Genomic DNA, 21454 nt, shown 5'->3' on the forward strand with positions numbered 1-21454 from the left:
GGCGAAATCAACGCCGGGCATGATGGAAATTGGTCCGAACGATGCCCTTGGTGCGCCCCGAAGCCTCGACGTCATCAAACCAGCCCGCTTCGCCAGAAATTACCCGGTTTTTGCGGGTCTCCAGCTGATCCAGAAGCGAGACGCCATCATGTCGGGTGCGTACTTCCAGCCCTTCGGACTGGAGAATCTGTTTAACCTGATCGTCTTCGCCGTTGGCGGGGGGTTCCTCTGGCTGATCTTCCACCAAATATACATCGCCAGCTTCGGCATCTCGCTGAAGAGCATCTCGCTCAAGGACATCGAAATCTCGCCCAACGCGGTGACCGAGGAGTCGATACTCAACCGTCACCTCGACGAGATCATCTACTTCTTCCAATCGACGAAATATGACCTGGTCGTGATCGAGGACTTGGACAGGTTCAATAATCCGGAGATATTCGTGACGTTGCGCGAGATCAACAGTCTCGTGAACGCGAACATCGGGGTGAGACGGAAGGTCCGCTTCCTCTACGCCATTCGAGACGACATCTTCGTCAGCACCGACCGGACCAAGTTCTTCGAGTTCATCATCCCGGTCATCCCGATCATCAACAGCTCGAACTCGATCGACAAGGTGCTCGAGCAGGGGAAGCGCCTTTCTATTGACGGCAGGTTGGACAAGCAGTTCGTGCGGGAGGTGTCCAGGTATCTCACCGACCTGAGGCTCATCCAGAATATCTTCAACGAGTACGCCATATACGTCGCAAACCTCGAACCGGAGGGCGAGACCAACCTCGACGCGACTAAGCTGCTGGCCGTCCTGATTTACAAGAATGTGTTCCCGAGCGACTTCGAGAAGCTTCACCGGGGACGGGGGGACTTGGCGGAGATCCTGCATGATCACGATAGGTACATCGCGACCAGCGAGGCCAGCCTGATGGCCGAGATCGTCCGTCTTGAAGCCATTGTGGAGGCCAGCGATAGGCAGCTGCCCGAGGACATGGCCGAGCTACGCGCCATCTACGCGATGGCGCTCATTGGAATCATCCCTGAAGGCGCCACCTACGTCGGAGCCAATCAGAACAGCCAGATCCCGGTGACGGGGCTGCTGAAGAGCGAGAGCTTGGATGCGCTTCTGGCCTCGGATTATGTTTACGTCAGCGGTCCCTATCAGGGGCTTCAGCGCATATCGCTTGGCGGCCTTTCGGAGAAGCTGAAGGGCGGTGCGACGTTCGCGCAGCGTGCGTCTTTGGTCGAGGGTCGGTCCGCCACCGCCAGGGAGAGCGTAACCAAGAGGATCGCCGAGCTCAGGGCGAAGCTGTCGCGCGTACGGATGATGAAGTTCAATGAGATCCTCAGGGAAGGCTCGGAACTGCTCGACGGCATGTTCGAAGCGTTCGGAGACAATGCCGATCTGGCGCGCTTTCTGGTGCTCGAGGGCTATCTCGACGACACCTACTACCAGTACACCTCGCTTTTCCACTCTGGCCGGCTCTCGCCAAGCGACAACAAGTTCCTGATCCGGATACGCGGCTTCAGCAATCCCGATCCGAACTTCCAGATCGACAACGCCAGAGAGGTCATCCTCGCGATGCGCGACGAGGACTTCGGGAGGAACTACGCCCTCAACGTCAGGATCGTGGATTGCCTGCTCGCCGATCCGTCCTCCTACTCGGCCCAGACGTCGCGCCTCATCGGCTTCATCGCGTCCGACTTTGACGAGTGCGAGGAGTTCCTCGGCGCCTACTACGCGAGCGGCACGGCGGTCACGACGCTGCTGTCCATGCTGACGTCTGGCTGGCAGGGTTTCGTGCAGGGCATTTTAGACAGTCCGGCCTCTCAGACCCACGTGGCCAGGATTCTGAGCCACCTGCCAATCAGGCAGTTGGAGACACTCGCTGAAGGTCATCCCGAGCTCACGGACTTCCTGGCGTCGGACCTACCCACGATCCTCGCGCTCGGAGTTGACATCGCTCCCGACCGTCTGCGGTCGCTCAACTTCGAGGTCACTGACCTGTCCACGCTGGAAACCCATCCCGGATTCGTAGGAATGTTCTACGAACGAGGGCTCTACGAGATCTCCGTCAGCAACCTGGAGTTCGTGCTCGAGGCCATTTTGGGCATCGAGGGCGACGGACGATTGCGTGAACGGAACTACACCCTCGTCCTCGAAGCGGGAGGCGAACCGCTGCTGTCGAAGGTCGAGCGCCAGTTCGGCGAATATCTGGAACACGTGTTGCTCCAGCTGCCGGATAACCGGTCCGAAGGCGTCCCCGCGATACTGCGCATCCTAGCCCGCGCGGATGTGGATCGCGACCTTGTCCTCCGCTTCCTCGAGCGTCAGACGGCCCCTCTCCCCGAGATGGAGCAGGCCCCCTCTGACTATCACGCCGCGCTGGTCGAGATGGGGAGGATCGAGCCGACGTGGGATAACTGCCTCTTCTTTATCGGACAGGAGACATTCGACCCGGACATCCTGACGGGCTTTCTCGACCGTCCCCATACGGTAGCGACGCTTGGCCAATATGGGCTTCCCGGCGGAGACGCCGCGTTCACTCTGCGCAAGTTCATCATCGAGAACAGCGCGCTGAGCGATGAGGCTTACGAAGCCTACCTCAAGGTCCTGCCGACCCGGTTCAAGTCGTTCCCGGAAGGCCTCGGCGAGGAAAAGCGCCGGGCTCTGGTCAAGTTCGACCGCATAACCTTCTCGGCTGGTGCCTTGGCGCAGCTTGAAGACGACGTCTCGCTGGCCGCAGCCTTTGTGACCGGCAACATCGACGAGTTTTTCAGGCTCGAGGACGAGTTGAATGTGAGCGAGGATCTGAAGGAGCGGGTCCTCGAGACCGACATCGCGGATGACAGCCGTCTTAGGATCATCCGCTCGATGGATCTATCCGTGCTTCGCGACAGGCCTTCGCGGGCCGCTCTCGTCGGCCGCATCCTCGCTCGCACGGGCGTCGTTATCGAGAACCTGGACGCAGAGGGAATGCACGCGGTCATACTGCGTTCCCGCCCCCTCGAGACGCAGATCTCGCTTTTCAACATCCTCCAGGATCGTCTGGAGGATACGGAGGTGAGGGACCTCTTGGCGCTGCTTCCAGCTCCTATGCCGGACATCCGACCGGGCTGGGCAACACCCAGGATTAAGGACAGCGAGGTCAACCGCGCATTCGCTTCGTGGCTGCAGGATCGAAAGTTCATCTCATCCTGGAAGCAGGGCGGCTTTTTGGACGATGACATACGCCTTAACATGTTCAGGAAGTAGCTTCGCAGATAAGCATCACAGTCAGCTATCATCGGCCTGCTAATTTTGCTCGCCTGATTGCTCAGAAAGATCCGCCAGCGGCTTCCCCGTCACGACGGTGACACGCACGACGAAATACGCCCCGTCCCGGTTCACTTGCGTGATGCCCATCGCGATGAGATCATGGACGATCTTCATCAGTTTAGAGAGGTACTTTACCTCCCCGCTGTGTGAGCGATCGCTTTCTTAGTCTTCCCCACCCGTTGGACGCAACAAAGTCACGCGACGGCGATCCATCGGTTGATAGACGAATGATTTCGCCGAAATGCACGGCTTGGTCCGCGCGGCCTCGGCCCGCGCGCTCCAGCGTAAGATGAAGGTCGGCTTTCCCCAGTTCGCGGATTCGAAGCGGACAGTCGGAAAAGTCCCAGATGTAGCCTTTCAGCTTTGGGTGAGCTTCTTTAGACTTTGATACTGGATTAGGGTGGCCCGCCCCACCTTCGCGGTTTCCAAGTCGCCCGACTGGATGAGCTCGTATATGCGCGATCGGCTCAGGCCAGTGATGCGCACTGCCGTTGAAATCCGGACGGTCAACGGTTCGAGCTTCTTTTCCCATTCTCGCTCGATCATGCCCTTGCCTTCCGCGCGGCCTCGCGGGCGCGCATGAAGTTGCGGTCGCTTTCCAGGAATGCTGCCAGCATCGCCGGGACCAGTTCGACGACCGGCTCCTCCACCTCGTATCGCGCCGCGTAGAAAGCGGCATAGGCTTGCAGTGCGTTTTGCAGATCCGGGGTGATCGTGATCGCCAGCTTAACTGGCGTGCGGTCGGGCAGCTTGCCAAGCTTCAGGTCCAAAATGATTGTCTCCTTTGCTATCGCCACGCTGCCAAGACCAGGTCGCGGGTTACCAGCAGGCGTACCGGCGCGCCGGGCCTGACCGTGATCGTCGGCTGAATGTCGAGATTGCGCTGGGTGATCTGGTCGCCGGCGCGGGCGGTGTTGGTCTGGGCGGATTCGCGGATAGCCTCGACCAGGTCGCTCTCTCCATCGATCGTCAGTTCAGTACCGACGCCGAGCATCGTTGCGATCGCGACGCCTTTCAGCAGCGTCCAGGTGTGAAAGTCTACCTTGTCGGCAACACCGGCATATCCCGACTGGTCGGTAGCGGGCATATTGTCGAGCTGGACCGAACTGCCGTTCGGCAGGATGAGACGCTGCCAGATGACGAGCGCACGTCGCTGCCCGTAGGCGACGACGCTGTCGTACTTGCCGATCAGTCGGGCGCCCTGCGGCACCAGCAGGATCTGGCCGGTCACCGTATCGTAGGCGTTTTGCGTCACTTGGGCGATCACCATCCCGGGCAGGTCCGAATTCAAGCCCGTAATGAGACTTGCCGAGATCACGCTGCCCGTGAGCAGCGTATTGGGCGAAAACGGTGCGACGATCCCGTGCGAATTGGCCGTCGCGGCATCGCTGCGCTCGCCCGCGAACTGCTCCTTGCGCGTCGGCTTGGATTCCGGAGTGCCCGCATCCTTGCCCGCCAGCAGTTCTCCTTGCGTCACTGACGCGTTGGACGAACCTGCGTTGGAAGGACTTTGGCTGGACGCGAGCTGCGCCAGCAGTCCGGACTCGCGGGCGGCCTTCGCTTCGGCCAGGCGCTGTTGCCGCCTCGCCTCGGTATCATCGCTCCGGGCCGATGATGTCTCGCTCTCGGCGCGCTCCCGCTGGGCGCTCAGGATCGGACGGCCTAGGTCGCCGGGAAGCGCGGGCCCCAGCTTCGGGACATCGCCATAGCTGGAGGGCAGTCCGGCGAGCGTGTCCGAGACTGGCTTCGCCAAGGGCTGGGACAGTTCGCTGTCCTGCGCCACCTGGCGGAACATTTGCGGCTTTAGCGCCATCCAGGCAATGCCCACCAGGCTCACCGAGCCAAGCGCGGCGGCCCCGATAATGATGCCGCGGCGGAAGCGGATCGCGCGGATAGGGCGCGCGCGCAGCTGCAGCGTTTCCGGATCCACCTTGGGCGGGACGGCCGCGGTGACAGGCTCGGTCATGCGCCCCTCCGCAGCTTGGGCGCGGCCACCCGCAGGATGCGGACCACCTGCTGCTTTTTCAGGCCCAGCCGGAGTTCCGCCGCATCGAAGAGCCGATCCACCACGTAGTAGCGATCGCGCTGCCGGTAGTTCACCAGTTCGGCCTTGCCTTCGGAGCCCGTGACGAACAGCGGCGGCGCCTCGCCCTGGCCGAGCGAGGCCGGGAACTCGATGTAGGTTCGCGTTCCATCGTCGAAAGCGCGCAGCGGCTTCCACGCCGGCTGGTCGCCCAGGATGGCGTAGTTGAAATGCAGCCGTTCGACGGCGATACCGGCGGCGACGGGCAGGGCGGCCTGCGCCGTATCGGCCTTGCGCTGCAAGGCGAGCAACTCGTCCTGCGGGTAGGTCCAGCGCATCGAGGAGATCGCTGTCCCGCGCGTGCTGACCAGGCGCACGTGATAGGCACGCCGGTCGGTTGTGATCACGAGGTTGGTAATGAGCCCGGCCGCGAAGGGCTTGACCAGGACATGCGTCTGCCGGGTCTCGCCCGCCCCGCTGGTGGTATCGCCGATCACCCAGCGGGCGGTGTCGCCGCTGGCGACGGCGACCAGCGCCTCGCCCGGCTGGAGGGCAAGGTCGGTAACGAGCCCGGGAGCGACATAGCCTTCGAAGATCGCGCTCTCCGCATAAGGATAGACATGGGCACCGGCGACGAACCCGCCCGCGGTCGGGCGCACGGTGGCTGCGCCGGTGGCAGCGGCCACCTGCTGCACCGGTGTCTGCGCGAGGGCGGGGCTCGCAAGCGCGAGGCCGGCGCATGCCGGCAAGAAGGCAAGGTTCATTGTTTCGTCTCCTGGGGGTTGGATGGCTGCACGCGGCCGGTCGGATCGAGCGGAGATCCGACCGGGATGTTGACGGGCGATGGAGCCAGCGCAGGCGTTGCTGGCCGGGCCTGCGCCGGTGCGCGTTGGGGCTGGACCGTGTCGAGTTCGCGGCTCCAGTCGATGGCATCGACGTAGATACCCAGCGGATTGCGGCGCAGCACTTCGGCCGATGCGGGCGGCCGCGTTACGATCGTGAGGATTGCCGTCCAGCGGCTGGTTCCCGCTTCGGAACCGCGCTCATAGGCGGTCTCTGTCCATTTGACCTGGAACGAGGTATCGGACGCGCGCACGATGCTCGTCACCTGCACCGAGACCGAGCGCTCGCCGACTTGCGCGAACGGTGCCGCGCTGCGGGCATATTCGCCCAGGAACTGCGCGCCGCGCCGGGTCGCAAAATCGTACGCCTCGAGCCAGTCGCGCCGCATGAGCACCGGGTCGAGCGACACCGAGCGCACGCTGGTGACGAAACGGGCCAGATGCCAGGCGACTTGGGGATCGCTGGGATGGTAGGCCACCTCGGCAGGCTGGACCGCCCGGGCTTCGCCGAGCCGGTCGACCTCGACGACGTAAGGCGTGACCCGGCTTTGCACCGATTGCCAGGCGAGCGCTGCGGAGGTCCCCATGGTAAGCGCCAGGCAGCCAAAGGCCATGAGCCGCCAGTTGCGCGCCTGGACCCTGGCCGATCCGATCCGCTCGTCCCACAGTTGCCCGGCGCGTTGGTAGGGCGTTTCGGGCAGCGGCGTTCGCCCGTAGCGCTGGAGGCTGCGTTTGAAGAACATGGCTCAGTCGTTCCTTTCCTTGATGTCGGGCGCGGCGGAACCGCCGCCGCGGTCGCCCTGCTGGAGCGCGTGGATCGCGACCTGGCGGCGGTTCCGGCTGGTTTGTTCGGCGCGCAGGGACCGGGCCCAGGCCGGAGCGCCGCCCTGGCTCGATCCACCGGACGGGTTCGCCGGTGGCGCTTGCGGGCCCGAGATGTCTGATGCCGCCTGTGGTCCGGGCGTGGCGGCTTGGCCGAGGCCCATCGCCCCGGCGGCGTGGCTTTTGGCCGCAGTCCCCGCCGCGCGGGCGACGCCTGCAAGGCCGGCGCCGACGGAGGCCTTCCCGGACGCTTTCGGGCCCGCGCCATACGAGCTGGAGGCGGCCGAGCCCATCGCCGTGCCCGATCGCACGGCCCCGAGCGCGGTGCCGCCGGCGAGGCGTGCGCCTGCGACGGCCGCGCCACCTGCCATCATCGCGATGCCGCCAGCGCCGACTGCGGTGCCGATCGCGGCGCCCGCACCGAGCTGGGGCGCGCCCGACACCAGGCCCGAGGCGATCGTGGGCCCGAAGATGCCGAGGCCCAGCAGCGACAGGCTGGCCAGCACGAGGCTCATGGCCTCGCCGATATCGGGCTCCTGCCCCTTGATCGCGCCGGTGAACTCGGAAAAGAAGTTCGAGCCGATCCCGACGATGACGGCGAGCACCATCACCTTGATGCCCGCACTCACCACATTCCCGAGCACGCGCTCGGCGAGGAAGCTCGTCCGGTTCCACAGCGCGAAAGGCACGAGGATGAAGCCGGCCAGGCTGGTGAGCTTGAACTCGAGGATGCACACGAACATCTGCACCGCGAGAATGAAGAAGGCGACGATGACGGTGGCCCAGGCGAACAGCAGCACCATGATCGTCAGGAAGTTGTCGAAGAACGTGGTGAAGCCAACCATGTCGCTGGCCTGGTCGAGGAGCGGCCAGGCCGCCTCGAAGCCGGTGCCCGCCAACCGGCCCGGCTTGAGCAGGTCGTCAGCGCTCAGCGTACCGCCGCCCGCGGTCAGGCCGGCCTGGGCGAACGACTTGAAGATGATGTCGGCGAGCGTCGAGAAGCTGTTCAGGATGTAGGCGAACGCACCGACATAAAGGATCTTGCGCAGGAAGCGGCCGATGACGTTGTCCTCGCCGCCCATCGCCCAGAACAGCCCGGCCAAGGTGATGTCGATGCCGATCAGGGTGACGGTCAGGAACCCGACATCGGGGCCGAGCAGGCCGAACCCGCTGTCGATGTAGGTGGTGAACGCCGTCAGGAAGCGGTCGATGACATTGAGGTCATTCAAGGCAGATGTCCTCCTAGGAAAATGAAGGGGTGTCGCGAGGCGCGGGTGGGGAACTGGGCCGCGCCTCGCGACGGCGGCGACGGGAGAGGTGACGTCGCCGCCCTGCCGGATCGGGCCTCCAAGCCCTCAGGGGGGCTAGTCGGGCGTGTAGGCCGATCCGGAGCCGAGGAATTTCTTGGTAACCGTTCGCGCTTCCGATGCCTGCGTGGCCTCGCGCGCCTGCTCGGTGGCATCGCTGCGAAACTGCGCCGCCAGCAGTTGCTGGAGCTGGAGCTGCTGTTTTGCCACCAGGGCCAGCAGCTGGTTGGTTGCCTGCTGCGCCTGCAGCGAGCCTTGTGCACCCTGGCTCTTCTCGACGATCTGGCTGAGCACCTCGGCATCGTCATGGACGTTCTCGGCGACGCCGGCCTGCACGGTCATGGTATGGCGAAACGCGGCCATGCTGGCCTCGAGACGGGTGCGTGCATCGCGCACCCGCCCGTCCGTTGTAAGCGCGGAGCTGAAGTCCTGCGGATAGAGCTTGGCGAACTTCTGGTCGAGCTGGTCGACCTTGAAGTCGATGTTCGTCGCGCGTCCCATCAGCGCGTCGATTGCGGCGAGCTTGCCCTTGATCGCGTCGAGCTGCGGGAAGTCGATGCGCGACAGGTTCTTGCCCTGGTTGATCAGCATCTGCGCTTCGTTCTGCAGCTGCTGGATCTGCTGGTTCACCTGTTGCAGCGTGCGTGCGGCGGTGAGGATGTTCTGCGCGTAGTTGCTGGGATCGAAGACCGTGAGTTGGGCATTGGCCGGCGTGCTCGGTGCGACGATGCACAGCGCCAGCGCGCCGCTCGCACTCAGGCTAAGGGCGGAAGCGCTCAGGCGCTTCGCGGTAGGCATACGCATCAGTTTTCTCCTTCAAGGTTAGGGGCAACAGGGTGGCTGGCGACGATGTCGGCAGCCCAATCGAGGCCGCTTGTGCGCAGGAAGGCCTCGGCGAAGCCCGACGAGCCATGTTCGGCGAGGACGGCATCGATGCGCACTTGGGCTGCCGGATCTGAGGAACCGCACAGCGCCAGCGCCACCGGGCCGAGGCCGAGTTCGAACAGGCGGTTTCCCCGTGCGGACTGGAGGTAGTAGTGCCGCTTGGGGGTGGCGCGCGCGATCAGCTCGATCTGCCGGTCGTTGAGACCGAAGCGATTGTAGATCGCATGGCCCTGCGGCTCGATGGCGCGGTCGTTGGGCAGCAGGATGCGCTGCGGGCAGCTCTCGATGATGGCAGGCGCGATGGCGGAGCCGGCTATGTCGGCAAGGCTCTGCGTCGCGAAGAGCACTGCGACGTTTTTTTTGCGCAGGACCTTGAGCCACTCGCGGATCCGCGCCGCGAACAAGGGATGGTCAAGGAAGATCCAGGCCTCGTCGAGGATGAGCAATGTCGGCCGCCCGTCGAACCGCTCCTCGAGCCGGTGGAACAGATATGACAGGACCGGCGCGACCGCGCCCGTCCGGCCCATCAGCGCCTCGGTCTCGAAGCACTGGACATCGGCGAGCGCGAGTTGTTGCTCGGCCGCATCGAGCAACCGGCCGTAGGGGCCTTCGAGCGTATAAGGCTGCAGCGCCACGCGCAGGGCATTCGACTGGAGCAGGAGCGCAAGGCCGGTGAGAGTGCGTTCCTCGCGCGGGGCCGAGGCGAGGCTGCCGAGCGCGGTCCACACCGCGTCCTTCACGTGCGGATCGACCGCCACCCCCTCGTGCGTGAGCAGGGCTGCGACCCATTCCGCCGCCCAGCCACGCTCGGCCATGTCGTCGATGCCCTCCAAGGGCTGGAAGGCAAGCTCGCCGCCGTCCGTGTCCGTGGAGCCGAGCGCGTGATGCGCGCCGCCCATCGCCAGCACGGCGGCCCGCGCCGAGTTGCCCTTGTCGAAGATGTAGACCTGCGCCCCCGGATAGCGGCGGAACTGGAGGGCGATGAGCCCGAGCAGGACCGACTTGCCGGCGCCGGTAGGACCCACGACCATCATGTGGCCGACGTCGCCGACATGCGTCGAGATGCGAAAGGGCGTCGCGCCCGCAGTCTTGGCGACGAGCAGCGGCGGACCCGAAAGATGCGCGTTCTGCGCCGGGCCGGCCCAGACCGACGACAGCGGCATCAGGTGCGCGAGGTTGAGTGTATGGACGAGGGGTTGGCGCACGTTGGCGTAGACATGGCCTGGCAGCGAGGACAGCCACGCCTCGACCGCGTTGACGCCCTCGCGCATGCAGGTGAAGCCGAGGCCGTTGACGATGCGCTCGACGCTGCGGACCTTCTCCTCGACCGCTTCGCGCGCGGCATCGGTGACGGTGATCGTCATGGTCAGGTAGCCGAACGCGACATGGTCACCGCCGAGCGCCTGCAGGGCCTGGTCGGCATCGACCACCTTGTTGTCCGCATCGCTGTCGAGCAGCTGGGCCGGCTGGTTGTAGAGCACCTCGCGCAGCAGCGCGGTGACCGACTTGCGCTTGTTGAACCATTGGCGGCGCAGGCTGGTCAGCGTCTTTGTTGCCTGAGCCTTGTCGAGCGCAATGAAGCGCGTAACCCACCGGTAGCCGAAGTCCTGGTGGTTGAGCGCATCGAGAAGGCCCGGCCGGCTGAGGCTCGGGAAACCCAGGATCGTGAGGGTGCGGACCTGCAGGAAGCCCAGGCGCGGCTCGAGGCCGCCGACGAGCGGCGTGTCGGCGAGCAGCCCATCGAGATACATCGGCGTCTCGGGGGCGATGACCGCGTGGCTGCGGTCGGAGACCGTATCATGGAGGAAGCCGAGCAAGGCATCGTCATCGAGCGCGTGGACCTCGGCCATGAACCCTGCGAGCAGGTCGAGCACGCGGTCGGTCTCGGCGACGAAACGGGCGAGCGCCCCGCGCCAGTCGCGGCCCTTGAGCACGCCTTCGTCGGCATCGGGCCGCTCGACCAGCGAGCGCCCGGCAGTGTCGGCCGCATCCGCCGGCGGCAACCAGGTCAGCGCCAGGTGATAGCGGCTCTCGAAGTGCGTCCCTTCGGCTTCGAAGGCGGCGCGCCGTTCGCGCTCGACCAGCCAACTCGCCGTATCGGGAAATTCGCTGTCGGGATAGGAATGGCTTTCGCGCCGCTCGGCGTCGAAGAACAGCGCCCATCCACTGCCGAGCCGCTTGAGTGCATTGTTCGCCCGCGCGCAGGCGGAGACCAGTTCGGCCCCGGTGGCGGATTCGAGGTCGGGGCCGCGAAAGCGCAGGACGCGCAGGAAGCTCGCGTCCTTGTTCAGCACCACGCCGGGCGCGACCAGCGCCGCCCAGGGCAGGTGATCGGCCAGCCGGTCGAAGCGCGGGCGATATTCGCGCAGGTTCAGCATGAGAGAAACCCCTTCTGACGCAAGTGGCGGATCAGGACCGGACCGAAGCTCGGGTCGCGGCGCGCGGCCATGACCGCGACGCTGTGTCCGAGCGCCCACAGGGCAAGGCCGGCCAGCCATTGCTGGAGCCCAAGGCCAACAGCTGCCGCGAGCGTGCCATTGACGATGGCAATCCCGCGCGGTGCGCCGCCCAGGAGGAGCGGGGATCCGAGCGAGCCGTGGATTGCCACTTCGAACCCTTCGATGTGCTGGGCGTCGTAGCCGCCTGGCCCGCTCACGAGACCAGCGCTCCGCCGCCAAAGCTGAAGAAAGATAGAAAGAAGCTCGATGCGGCAAAGGCGATCGAAAGGCCGAAGACGATCTGGATCAGCCGCCGAAACCCGCCCGCGGTCTCGCCGAAGGCGAGGGTCAGCCCAGTGACGATGATGATGATCACCGCGACGATCTTGGCGACTGGGCCCTGCACGGATTCGAGCACTTTCTGCAGCGGCTCTTCCCAAGGCATGCCCGAGCCCGACGCATGGGCCTGGCTTGTAAGGATGAGCGCGAAGCCCAGGCTGGCGGCGCGCAGCAGGTGCCGGTGGGCGCAGGAGCGATAGCGCGAAAGCGTCATGGGTCAGTTCTCCTTGGGTTCGGGGTCGAGGATATCGGTGAGCGTGTAGGTGCCGGTGTCGCGAGAAATCCCGGTCACCCGGGCGAGGGTCGAGACGCGCCGGTCGGTTCCGCGTCCGGCGATGAACACGACGATGTCGATGGCTTCGGCGATGAGCTGTCGCGGTACGGTGAGGACCGCTTCCTGCACGAGCTGCTCGACCCGGTAGAGCGCGGCGAGCGCGCTGTTGGCGTGGATCGTCGCGATCCCGCCGGGATGACCGGTGTTCCACGCCTTGAGCATGTCGAGCGCTTCGGGGCCGCGCACCTCGCCGACGATGATGCGATCGGGCCGCAGCCGCATTGTCGAGCGGACCAACTGCGTCATCGTTACGTGCGGCGGCCGGGTGCGCAGCGCGACAGTATCAGGCAGGGGGCACTGCAATTCGCGCGTGTCCTCGATCAGGATGACACGCGCGTCGCACACCGCCATCTCGGCCAGCAGGGCGTTGGCGAGCGTGGTCTTTCCCGAGCTGGTCCCCCCCGCGACGAGGATGTTGTCGCGCCGCGCGACGGCGCTGCGCAGCGCTGCGGCGACCGCGGGCGTCATCAGACCATCCGTGACATAATCATCGAGCGTGTGGAGGCGCCCCGCCGGCTTGCGGATCGAGAAGCAGGGCGCGCTGGAGACCGGCGGCAGCACGCCTTCGAAGCGCTCGCCGGCCCGGCCTTCGGCATGCGGCGGCAACTCCGCTGAAAGGATCGGGATGTCGGCATGAACTTCGGCGCGCACGTGGGAGGCCACGAGGCGGATAATGCGCTCGGCCTGCTCCGGGCTCAGCCGTACCGCTGTATCGAGCCGGCCCTCGCCAAGGCGGTCCAAGCGCAGCGCGCCGTCCGGGTTAACCATGATCTCGACGACGCGCGGGTCGCGCATCGCCGCGGCGATGTCGGGCCCGAGCGCGGTAACCAGCATGCGGCGTTTTCTTTGGGCTGCGGCCGCGGCGGGGCGCTCGGCAGAGGACTGTGTGGTGGGGGCGCTGGCGCTCATGGCCGCTGCTCCGGCAAGCAACCCAGCGAGCGGCGGCCGGCGGCCACTTGGCGCCCGACCTGCTGGACGAACGCCTCGAAGCGCTTGGCGGCCAGGGCGCGCCCGGCCTGGTCGTTCTCCGCAAGCGGTGCCTGGATCGACAGCTCGAAGCGGATGAACAGCGCGAGCGTCTCCAGGGTCACATGCGTGTCGCGCTCGACGCGGCCAACCGCTTGGGTCATCCGGTCGAGCCGGATCGCGAACCGGTCTTCGAGTTCGGAGGCACCGCGGCGATTGAGCCAAGCCGTGACCGCGTCGGTCAGGATCGCGGACTTCGACGCGCCGGGCTTGGCGGCTAGCGCTTCGAGCCGATCGCTGAGCGGCTTGGGCAGGAACAGCTGGTGGCGTACTTTTTCCGCCATGGTCAGAAGTCCAGCTGCATGTCGTCGGGGCGACCGGTACCGGCATCGAGCCCGTAGACGGACCGGGCAACGCTGGCTGCCTGCACCCGGTCCATCGCGCGGCGTTCGGCTGCCCCGTCGCTGTCGTCTTCGGCAAGGCCCAGCGGATCGGCAGGCTCGGGCTCCGGGCGCAGGACAGGCTCGATCTCGTGCGCCGGGTGGCGCGCCTGCTCAAGCCCGCCGTTCTCCGCGTCGCCGTCACCCTCGACGTCGGGCACGAGCCGCGCATCGGCGCTGCGGACCTCGGCGCCCCAGTCATCGGTGCGCGCGGGAGGCACGTCGCGGTAGCACGCGTCGTCGAGGGCGGGCGCGGGAAGGACACGCGCGGCGAATGCGGGGTCGTCGTAGTAGCGCAGTTTTCGCGCCCGGATTGGCGGCTGACCCGAGACGAGCACCAGTTCGTCGGCCGGGCTGAGCTGCATCACCTCGCCCGGCGTCAGGAGCGCGCGGGCGGTCTCCTGGCGGCTGACCATGACATGGGCAAGCCAGGGCGCGAGACGGTGCCCGGCATAGTTGCGCATCGCGCGCTGCTCGGTCGCTGTCCCGAGCGCATCGGAAATGCGCTTGGCGGTGCGCTCGTCGTTGCTCGCGAACGCGACGCGAACATGGCAGTTGTCGAGGATGGCATTGTGCTCGCCGTAGGCCTTCTCGATCTGGTTGAGGCTCTGTGCGATCAGGAATGCGCGCACCCCGTAGCCGGCAAGGAAGGCGAGACTGGTCTCGAAGAAGTCCAGGCGGCCCAGCGCTGGGAATTCGTCGAGCATGAGCAGCAGGCGGTGGCGATGGGTGTCGCCGTGGGCCACGGGCGTCGTCGTTTTCAGCCGTTCGGTGAGCCGCCGGCCGATCTGGTTGAGGATCAGCCGGATCAGCGGTTTGGTGCGGCTGATGTCCGAGGGCGGCACGACGAGGTACAGCGACACCGGGTGCTTAGTCTCGACGAGGTCGACGATCCTCCAGTCCGATCGCGCGGTGACGGCAGCGATGGTCGGGTCACGATAGAGGCCGAGGAACGACATCGCTGTCGACAGCACGCCGGAACGTTCGTTCTCGCTCTTGTTGAGCAGTTCACGCGCGGCCGAGGCGACCACCGGATGTACCAGAGGCGCCTCGGCGGTGCCCAGGTGGTTGGTCGTCATCATCCGGCGCAGGGTGGCGGCGAACGAGCGCTGCGGGTCTGAAAGGAAGGTCGCGACCCGGGCGAGCGTCTTCTCTTCTTCGGCGTAGAGGACGTGCAGGATTGCGCCGACCAGCAGCGAGTGGCTGGTCTTCTCCCAGTGGCTGCGCCGTTCCAGCGCGCCTTCGGGATCGACGAGGATGTCGGCGATGTTCTGGACGTCGCGGACCTCTCCGGTGCCCCGGCGTACTTCCAGCAGGGGATTGTAGCACGCGGACCTGGCATCGGTCGGGTTGAACAGCAGGCAATGCGAGAAGCGCGCACGCCAGCCGGCAGTCAGTTGCCAGTTCTCGCCCTTGATGTCGTGGACGACTGCGGAACCGGTCCAGGAGAGAAGGGTGGGGACGACGAGGCCAACGCCCTTGCCCGAACGCGTCGGCGCGAAGGCCATGACGTGCTCGGGTCCGTCGTGGCGCAGGTAGCGGCTGCCGATTCGGCCCAGCGCAACGCCGTCATTTCCCAGCAAGCCGGCGACGACGATGTCCCTGCCGGTCGCCCAGCGGGCGGAGCCGTAAGTGGTGACATTGCCGGACTGGCGCGCGCGCCAGACCGAGCCAAAGATCGCGGCACCGCAGCCGAGAAAACCGCCGCCGGCGGCGATCGCACCCGCTTCATCGAAGACTATCGGCGCATAGGCGTCGAACGAGAACCACCATGGGAAGATCGACCAGGGATGGTAGATGCGCGCGCCGAATAAATCGAACCACGGTGGGCCGAGTTCAGGCTGATAGGCCAGCTTCGCTGCCGCCCATTGCGTCGCCGTCCAGATGCTCGCGATGATGATCGCGAGAACGACGAGGATTTGTCCGATGAGAAGCTTCGTCGGTGTCATGCGTGCCTCCCGCCTGCGACCGATCAGCGACCGCGGGCATGGGCTGAAGATCCCAGATCCGAGCATCTGGCGTCAGGTGCTCGCTGGTATCCCGAGGTGCGTTTTCGAGGTCTCCGGGACTTTCGCCGCTAATGGGAACCGTATCGGGAAGGCTGTATGCCCAATTTGGATGGACGCACGGATCGCTGCGAACCCAAATCCGTTCGCACGTTCCCGCGGCCATGCAAGCCCTCACTTTCCCGATGCGCACCCGCTCCCGAACGCGGCTAGAAAGATTAGAATAGGGATGGGAGGCCGGCAGCCGTTCAACCGGCATTGCCGCGTTGCGGAGAGGTCTCGCCCCGTAAAGGGTAAGGGAGAGAAGTATGCCGACGGCGCAGCCGAGCGAGTTGGCTTGCAAGGCAATCATCGGACGCGAGGATCAGGTCCAATCGGCGAGCAGCGCCAAGTCGCTGTGGAAGACAGTGGTCGAGGTCGTCCTTGGGCCGAGGTACCGGCTGGCTTTGCAGACCTGGCGCAAAACATCCGTTCTTCAAAGAGTACTATCGAACCCGGGACGCGGAAGAGTGCATTAGAGAGGAGGGAGGGTAAGCGCTGCTTCCCCTCCCTCCCTTCGGCAGGCGGCCGCCTTAGTTCCTGAGGGTGAAGGTCAGGCCGTATGTGCGCGGTGGCTGTAAAGCGTAATCGCCGACCTGCGTGTTGGCCTTGAGCGTCACGATCCAGCTGTTTTCGATGTTTTTGACGAATGCACCGATGGACCATCTGTCATCCGCATCGGAATAGGTCAGGTTCAGATCGGTGCGTGTGTAGCCAGGGCGGTGGCTGTTTGAGGCATGCGAAAATTCGGCCCAGTAGGATGTGCTGAAATAGCTCTGCGCACGCGCTGCGACCTGGCCATTGGCGAGTTGCCATTTATGTTCATATGCGAAGGAACCGCTCAGGCCCGGCGCCGATGGCAATGTCTTGCCAGTCACGTCGGTTGAAGGGCTGACGGGGGTTGCGGGTATTATGAAAGTTCCGAACTTGCTTCGCATCGGTGAGAGGTTCAGTTCGATTTGATCGCTGGTGGTCGGGCGATATATGGCTTGGAACTCGGCCCCGTAGATCTTTGTGCGGCCTTGGCTGTTGAACACAAGAGCGCTCAAGCCTCCATAATGCGCCACGCCGAGGGTCGATACCTGGTAATTATCGTAATTATAATAGAAGGCCGCAACGTTGAGTTGGAGCCGGTTTCCAAAAAGGCGGGACTTTACCCCTCCTTCGATGGAGCGGAGACGCTCTGGTTTGAACGTGTTGTAGCCTGGTTCGTCAGGAAGAAACCCGCCCGCCTTGTATCCCGTCGCGTATGTTACATAGGCCATGATCGCTGGACTCAAATCAAGTTGTCCGCCCAACCGAAAATTGAACGCATCTGATTTAAGTTCGCCGTTCAGGGGCCCGATCGTGCGTCCGCCGCCAATGACGTAGGTATTCTCCTGCCGCTTCGTATCCTTTGTGTAGCGCACGCCCCCGATGACTCGCAGCGTCCGTGTTAGGGGAACGGTCGCATCGGCAAATCCCGCATAAGACCTCGTCTTGAGATCGGGTTGGTCGTTGATGACGTCATCATCGAGGAGATTAGAGTAATTCGAGGAGTTTGTGCCGTAAAAATACAGGCCAGCGACCCAGTTGACCGGACTTGCGTTTGGTGAAGAAAAGCGCAGCTCAGACGTTACTTGTTTTTCACGAACGCGCTGCTTGGAGTAGAAGCCCGTGTTGGTTCCGAGATAGTCATACTTGAAGTGCGAGTATGTTGGGATAAACGTGACCCGTACCGGGCCGGCGTCCCACTCGAGATTGGCAAAAGTCGTCAGGAATTTCTGATCGAGCTGCCCCGCTGGCAGGTGATTGACCGTGGCATTTCGCGATCCCTCGGACTCGGTCGCCAAGATCGAGCCCGGACCGACACCGCCGTCATGAGCAAACGATATTCCCGCGAGAAGTCGCAAGGATGGGCTCGGTTGCCAGAGCAGTTTGACGCGCGCCGCGTTTCGGTCCGCATCATCCTGTCCGGTGCTGTAGTAACCGTCATGCGACTCACTTCCGAAGGCGGCCCTCACCGCCAATGTTTCGGAAACCGGGACGTTCAGGGCGGCATCCGTACGGATGAGGCTATAATTCCCGACGGTGACGGACCCACGAAAACCGAAGTCGAACGTCGGGTCGGCAGTCAAAATATTGACCGCCCCGCCGGTCGCGTTGCGACCATAGAGAGTGCCTTGGGGGCCCTTGAGCACTTCGATCCGGTCAATGTCGTATAGCCCCGAGACGATCGTGCTGGCCTGTCTCAGATACACCCCGTCTGCGTTTGTATTGACGCCCGGGTCACCAGCCGCGGCATCGAGTCCGGTTCCCACGCCGCGAATATTGACGTTCGCGCCTTTGTTGTTGGCTTGGATGAAGACTCCCGCGACGGTACCCAACGCATCGTTAAGCGAGCCGACGCCACGTGACGTAAGATCGCTGGCATCCAGCACATCGATGGTCGCGGGCGTGCGCTGGGTCGTGCTGGCCTGCCGCTGCGCCGTAACGACGATATCCGCGACGCCGGTATCGACTGCGTCGCTGGGGGGCGTTGCCTCCTGCGTGTGCGTCCCGGAAGTCGCCGACGTTTGCGCCATCGCAGGATCATAAAGCAGAACGCTCGCCATCCCCGTAAAGGCCAAAAGCTTATTGCCTCGCATCATACTCTCCCTATGAATTTTATATTATTGAGCACCGTCGGTAGCAGCCAAACAAGACGGCGCTTTTCCCGCTACATGCCTCCGTCAATCACGAGGTTGATCCCGGTGATGAAATCCGCGCGGGGACTTGCAAGGAAACAGACCGCGGCCGCGATATCATCGCCGCGTCCGATCCTCGGCGTGGTCTGGCGGAAGACGTCCAAGGCCAGTTCGCGCTCATGCGCGCGCCAGTCAGCGCCCAATCCCACCTCGCGCGAGATGCTTTCGATCTCAGCCTCCGAGCCTGGCGTGTGAATAATGCCAGCGCTGATGGCATTCGATGTCACGCCCGTCCCCGCCAAGCCGCGAGACAGCGAGCGCGACAAGTTTATCTCCGCGGCCTTGGCAGCCTGATAGTCGGGGAAATTTGGCGGTTGGTGCAGAGCTACGGCGCTGGCAACCTGGATGACGCGGCCCCAGCCACGCTTGGTCATCTCTGGAACAAGACCGTCGATCAACGCGGCGGTGGAGATGACATTTTGCTTGTAGGTCGAAATCCAGTTGTCGCTGCTCGTGCCAAACCAGCCCGATCGCTTCCAGCCACCATGGCGACCGCCAGCATTGTTCACCAGGATGTCGACGCCGCCACGGTCACGTACTTGGTCGATGACACTGGAAGCCTGCTCCGCGTCAGATAGGTCGCCTAGGACCGCCAAGGCCGAGGCACCCGCATTTTGCAGTTCGAGCGCCGTCTTCTGGGTTCGATCGGCGTCGCGACCGTGGACGATGACCTCAACGCCTTCGGCGCCAAGTTGCAGCGCAATCATTCGGCCGATGCCGGAACTACTGCCCGTTACAAGTGCGCGCTTGCCCGCAAGATCAAGTTGCATGTCAAGAAAACCCTCTGAAAGAAACGTAGGTTGGTGGAGCGCCCGCCTCAGGCGACCTGAGCCGTCTGTTGCTGGGCCTTGTCGACGCCGGGCACGCCAGCGGCAAAAGCGGTGAATCCCGGCAGTCCCATGAGCTGTCGACCGCTTATTTCCGCAGCCGGGTCAAGCCGGGTGGAACCGTGCGTCAGCGCTACCCGGGCGTCCCGCGCATAGCGCTGGATGGGGTTTGCGAGGCTGACGGAGAACGATCCCAGTGCGATCTGAATCATGTCGATTGCTGCTCCGCACACGTTGCCGGCATGGACGAAGTCCATCATGATTTCCGCCTCTTCTGCCGGCGTGAAGGGCTCTCCGGCCGCGGCCTTGCGGTCGATGTAATCGGCGCGTCCAAAGATCAGCGCTTGCGCAGCATTGATCATGGCGCGCGCCTTGCCCGCGACCACGTCAACAGAAGGTGTCGCCGCCAATGTATCGTAAGGGAGATTGAACGGTTTCTTGGCTGCGCATTGCGACACGAAACACTCGAATGCCCCGCGCGCCATACCTAGCGGGATCGCCATGGTCTCCATGGCCACGATCAGCATGAGTCCCAGGCCATCGAGCTTGTAGCCCAGCCCCCCGAAGCGCGTATGCAGCTTGCCGAGATTCACCGGCAGATCGGCCAGGTCGGCAACACGATGATCCGGCACGAACACGTCTTCTGGAACCGTGATGCTGTTGCTGGAGGACCCGCAAAGCCCCATCACTTTCCAGTCATCGATAATTTGGTACTGGCCGCGCTCGAGCAACACCATGCTGCGCTTGTCTCCGTCCTGCACGCCGACCACGACGAAAGCCGCATGTTTGCAGCCGCTTCCAAACCCCCACTTGCAACCGGCATCGACGACGTATCCGCCCTCGACCTTGCGAGCACGCTGGATTTTTTCAGAGAAGAGTGATGCGCTTGCAACCACAGGTCCCTTCCATTGCGGCACGAGTCCGTAGACTTCGCCGATGGCCTGATCGGGAAACGTCAGCATGACGCGGGCAAATCCTGAACCGATCATCGTGATCCAGGCGGCGGAGCCGTCACCTCGCGCGATCTCGCAGACAATTTCCACGAGGTCTCGAGCACCAAGCGCAAATCCGCCGTGTTCAATCGGCACCGAAATCCGGAATGCACCCGCCTCGGCAAGAGCCTCGAGGGTGGGCGCAGGCAGGCAACCAATTCGCTCACCCTCCGCAGCATTGTCCCGGATCAAGGGTACCAGCGAGCGAACGCGGTCGCGGATGTCGCGCCCCACCTTGGTCGAAAAAGGCGATTCGTGGAGCGAATTATGCGAAATGCCGTTCATGTCATCCTCACCTGGAAAACAGCTGAAGTGCTGTATGATTTTCAGGTGGATACGAGGGTTTTAGCGGCAAACCAGACGGCGCTATGCCCAGATTTCCGGGGCCCCCAGAGGCAATATCTCGCGAATTTCGTCGAGGCTGCGGATTTCATCGTCGCTGATCTTGAACAGGCCCGCCATGTAGAATGTGCCGCAGTCGGGCCGCTCTGCGTGGAGGGCCGGATGAAAGTCGACGAGGACGAAGCTTACGACGATACCCAGTTCCGTGTCGATCACGGGAAAGCGACGATTGCGAGCATGGGGTCGGGCCGGGCGCGTGGCGCTGACGCAGCTGGCCGGCGAATGCATGGCCGCGTCGGGAGACAGCAGGATGGTCAGGTTGTTGGTGATCTTCTTGCCGTTGTCATACCGATCGCAGCGATATGCGAAGCGCGGCAAGCTTCCATCGCTTTCTTCCAGTCCCTGCCAATAGCTATCAGCGCGATTCCTGAGTGCATCTCGGGTCCCTGAGCGATGCGGGGGAACGGCACCTTCGTAAAGGACATCGGGGAGCAACAGCCGGTCGACGTCCGCGAAGTGGCCGTGGGTGGCGCTCGAGATGATCTCTTCCACCGCAACGACCTGCTCGCCTTCGAACCCTAAGCGGACAGCGTAAGGATGCAGGCGACCGCCGATTCGGGCGACGCCCATTGCGGCGGCCGCCGCCTGGTAACTGTCAGCGAACAGCTGGATCGAAGGGAATGCCTCGATCACCGGACATGTCCCTGGCGATGTTTCGATGTTGTTTACTGACCAGCGCGAGCTGCGCACGACCGCGGCTGGGCTGCAGCGGCTATCGAGGAAGGTCCGCAGCGCTTCGTGAAGCTGCGATTTCGCGTG

General features: G+C 64.1%; 19 protein-coding genes. 1 reads left to right on the forward strand and 18 read right to left on the reverse strand.

Annotation, left to right across the window (positions count from 1 at the left end):
• The first annotated feature begins 22 nt into the window (after positions 1-22).
• The gene (locus tag V2S85_RS21920) at positions 23-3244 is read left to right on the forward strand and encodes a hypothetical protein (RefSeq protein WP_330704935.1); all 3222 of its coding nucleotides are present in this window, start codon (positions 23-25) and stop codon (positions 3242-3244) included.
• Positions 3245-3283: 39 nt separating this feature from the next.
• On the opposite strand, the gene V2S85_RS21925 is transcribed toward V2S85_RS21920, so the two are convergent.
• The 18 genes from V2S85_RS21925 to V2S85_RS22010 form a co-directional block, all read right to left on the reverse strand.
• Complete coding sequence (locus V2S85_RS21925) at positions 3284-3421, reverse strand: hypothetical protein (RefSeq protein WP_330704936.1); 138 nt, start codon at positions 3419-3421, stop codon at positions 3284-3286.
• A 243-nt stretch (positions 3422-3664) separates the two neighbouring features.
• On the reverse strand, positions 3665-3853 hold the full coding sequence (locus V2S85_RS21930; RefSeq protein ID WP_330704937.1) for a helix-turn-helix domain-containing protein: 189 nt from the start codon (positions 3851-3853) through the stop codon (positions 3665-3667).
• On the reverse strand, positions 3850-4080 hold the full coding sequence (locus V2S85_RS21935) for a DUF2274 domain-containing protein (protein WP_330704977.1): 231 nt from the start codon (positions 4078-4080) through the stop codon (positions 3850-3852). Before V2S85_RS21935 ends, V2S85_RS21930 begins: the two co-directional genes overlap by 4 nt.
• A 14-nt stretch (positions 4081-4094) precedes the next feature.
• A complete protein-coding gene (locus tag V2S85_RS21940) occupies positions 4095-5273 on the reverse strand; it encodes a TrbI/VirB10 family protein (RefSeq protein WP_330704938.1) in 1179 nt (392 codons plus the stop codon).
• On the reverse strand, positions 5270-6094 hold the full coding sequence (gene trbG / locus V2S85_RS21945) for a P-type conjugative transfer protein TrbG (RefSeq protein ID WP_330704939.1): 825 nt from the start codon (positions 6092-6094) through the stop codon (positions 5270-5272). The genes V2S85_RS21940 and trbG overlap by 4 nt, the downstream gene beginning before the upstream one ends.
• Positions 6091-6915 (reverse strand): conjugal transfer protein TrbF, encoded by an 825-nt coding sequence (trbF, locus tag V2S85_RS21950; protein WP_330704940.1) that lies wholly within the window; start codon positions 6913-6915, stop codon positions 6091-6093. Before trbF ends, trbG begins: the two co-directional genes overlap by 4 nt.
• Before the next feature lie 3 nt (positions 6916-6918).
• Positions 6919-8223, reverse strand: coding sequence for a P-type conjugative transfer protein TrbL (gene trbL / locus V2S85_RS21955; RefSeq protein ID WP_330704941.1), 1305 nt, complete (start codon positions 8221-8223; stop codon positions 6919-6921).
• A 135-nt stretch (positions 8224-8358) separates the two neighbouring features.
• A complete protein-coding gene (gene trbJ / locus V2S85_RS21960) occupies positions 8359-9105 on the reverse strand; it encodes a P-type conjugative transfer protein TrbJ (RefSeq protein ID WP_330704942.1) in 747 nt (248 codons plus the stop codon).
• Positions 9105-11564 (reverse strand): conjugal transfer protein TrbE, encoded by a 2460-nt coding sequence (gene trbE / locus V2S85_RS21965; protein ID WP_330704943.1) that lies wholly within the window; start codon positions 11562-11564, stop codon positions 9105-9107. Before trbE ends, trbJ begins: the two co-directional genes overlap by 1 nt.
• Positions 11558-11842 (reverse strand): VirB3 family type IV secretion system protein, encoded by a 285-nt coding sequence (locus tag V2S85_RS21970; RefSeq protein ID WP_330704944.1) that lies wholly within the window; start codon positions 11840-11842, stop codon positions 11558-11560. The genes trbE and V2S85_RS21970 overlap by 7 nt, the downstream gene beginning before the upstream one ends.
• On the reverse strand, positions 11839-12177 hold the full coding sequence (locus tag V2S85_RS21975; protein WP_330704945.1) for a TrbC/VirB2 family protein: 339 nt from the start codon (positions 12175-12177) through the stop codon (positions 11839-11841). The genes V2S85_RS21970 and V2S85_RS21975 overlap by 4 nt, the downstream gene beginning before the upstream one ends.
• Before the next feature lie 3 nt (positions 12178-12180).
• Entirely contained in the window at positions 12181-13206 is a 1026-nt protein-coding gene (trbB, locus tag V2S85_RS21980) for a P-type conjugative transfer ATPase TrbB (RefSeq protein ID WP_419198226.1), read from the reverse strand.
• The gene (locus V2S85_RS21985; RefSeq protein WP_330704946.1) at positions 13203-13607 is read right to left on the reverse strand and encodes a CopG family transcriptional regulator; all 405 of its coding nucleotides are present in this window, start codon (positions 13605-13607) and stop codon (positions 13203-13205) included. Before V2S85_RS21985 ends, trbB begins: the two co-directional genes overlap by 4 nt.
• Before the next feature lie 2 nt (positions 13608-13609).
• Positions 13610-15652: a conjugal transfer protein TraG gene (locus tag V2S85_RS21990; RefSeq protein WP_330704947.1), complete on the reverse strand. Its 2043-nt coding sequence runs from the start codon at positions 15650-15652 to the stop codon at positions 13610-13612.
• A 629-nt stretch (positions 15653-16281) separates the two neighbouring features.
• Positions 16282-18375 (reverse strand): TonB-dependent receptor, encoded by a 2094-nt coding sequence (locus V2S85_RS21995; RefSeq protein ID WP_330704948.1) that lies wholly within the window; start codon positions 18373-18375, stop codon positions 16282-16284.
• A gap of 71 nt (positions 18376-18446) precedes the next feature.
• Positions 18447-19244 carry an SDR family NAD(P)-dependent oxidoreductase gene (locus V2S85_RS22000; RefSeq protein ID WP_330704949.1) on the reverse strand — a complete coding sequence of 266 codons (798 nt, stop codon included), beginning with the start codon at positions 19242-19244 and terminating at the stop codon, positions 18447-18449.
• Between the two features lie 47 nt (positions 19245-19291).
• Positions 19292-20578, reverse strand: a complete 1287-nt coding sequence (locus tag V2S85_RS22005) for an acyl-CoA dehydrogenase family protein (protein WP_330704950.1) — start codon at positions 20576-20578, stop codon at positions 19292-19294.
• Between the two features lie 81 nt (positions 20579-20659).
• Positions 20660-21328, reverse strand: a complete 669-nt coding sequence (locus V2S85_RS22010) for a hypothetical protein (protein ID WP_330704951.1) — start codon at positions 21326-21328, stop codon at positions 20660-20662.
• Positions 21329-21454: the final 126 nt, after the last annotated feature.

The organism is Novosphingobium resinovorum, assembly GCF_036352595.1.
Lineage (GTDB): Bacteria > Pseudomonadota > Alphaproteobacteria > Sphingomonadales > Sphingomonadaceae > Novosphingobium > Novosphingobium resinovorum_B.

Coding starts and splice junctions, on each gene's coding strand:
- V2S85_RS21925 (WP_330704936.1), bottom strand. CDS start 3,421: ATGAAGATCGTCCATGATCTCATCGCGATGGGCATCACGCAAGTGAAC.
- V2S85_RS21975 (WP_330704945.1), bottom strand. CDS start 12,177: ATGACGCTTTCGCGCTATCGCTCCTGCGCCCACCGGCACCTGCTGCGC.
- trbE (WP_330704943.1), bottom strand. CDS start 11,564: ATGCTGAACCTGCGCGAATATCGCCCGCGCTTCGACCGGCTGGCCGAT.
- V2S85_RS21990 (WP_330704947.1), bottom strand. CDS start 15,652: ATGACACCGACGAAGCTTCTCATCGGACAAATCCTCGTCGTTCTCGCG.
- V2S85_RS21920 (WP_330704935.1), top strand. CDS start 23: ATGGAAATTGGTCCGAACGATGCCCTTGGTGCGCCCCGAAGCCTCGAC.
- V2S85_RS21940 (WP_330704938.1), bottom strand. CDS start 5,273: ATGACCGAGCCTGTCACCGCGGCCGTCCCGCCCAAGGTGGATCCGGAA.
- trbF (WP_330704940.1), bottom strand. CDS start 6,915: ATGTTCTTCAAACGCAGCCTCCAGCGCTACGGGCGAACGCCGCTGCCC.
- V2S85_RS21930 (WP_330704937.1), bottom strand. CDS start 3,853: ATGATCGAGCGAGAATGGGAAAAGAAGCTCGAACCGTTGACCGTCCGG.
- trbG (WP_330704939.1), bottom strand. CDS start 6,094: ATGAACCTTGCCTTCTTGCCGGCATGCGCCGGCCTCGCGCTTGCGAGC.
- trbB (WP_419198226.1), bottom strand. CDS start 13,206: ATGAGCGCCAGCGCCCCCACCACACAGTCCTCTGCCGAGCGCCCCGCC.
- V2S85_RS21995 (WP_330704948.1), bottom strand. CDS start 18,375: ATGCGAGGCAATAAGCTTTTGGCCTTTACGGGGATGGCGAGCGTTCTG.
- trbJ (WP_330704942.1), bottom strand. CDS start 9,105: ATGCGTATGCCTACCGCGAAGCGCCTGAGCGCTTCCGCCCTTAGCCTG.
- V2S85_RS22005 (WP_330704950.1), bottom strand. CDS start 20,578: ATGAACGGCATTTCGCATAATTCGCTCCACGAATCGCCTTTTTCGACC.
- V2S85_RS21985 (WP_330704946.1), bottom strand. CDS start 13,607: ATGGCGGAAAAAGTACGCCACCAGCTGTTCCTGCCCAAGCCGCTCAGC.
- V2S85_RS22000 (WP_330704949.1), bottom strand. CDS start 19,244: ATGCAACTTGATCTTGCGGGCAAGCGCGCACTTGTAACGGGCAGTAGT.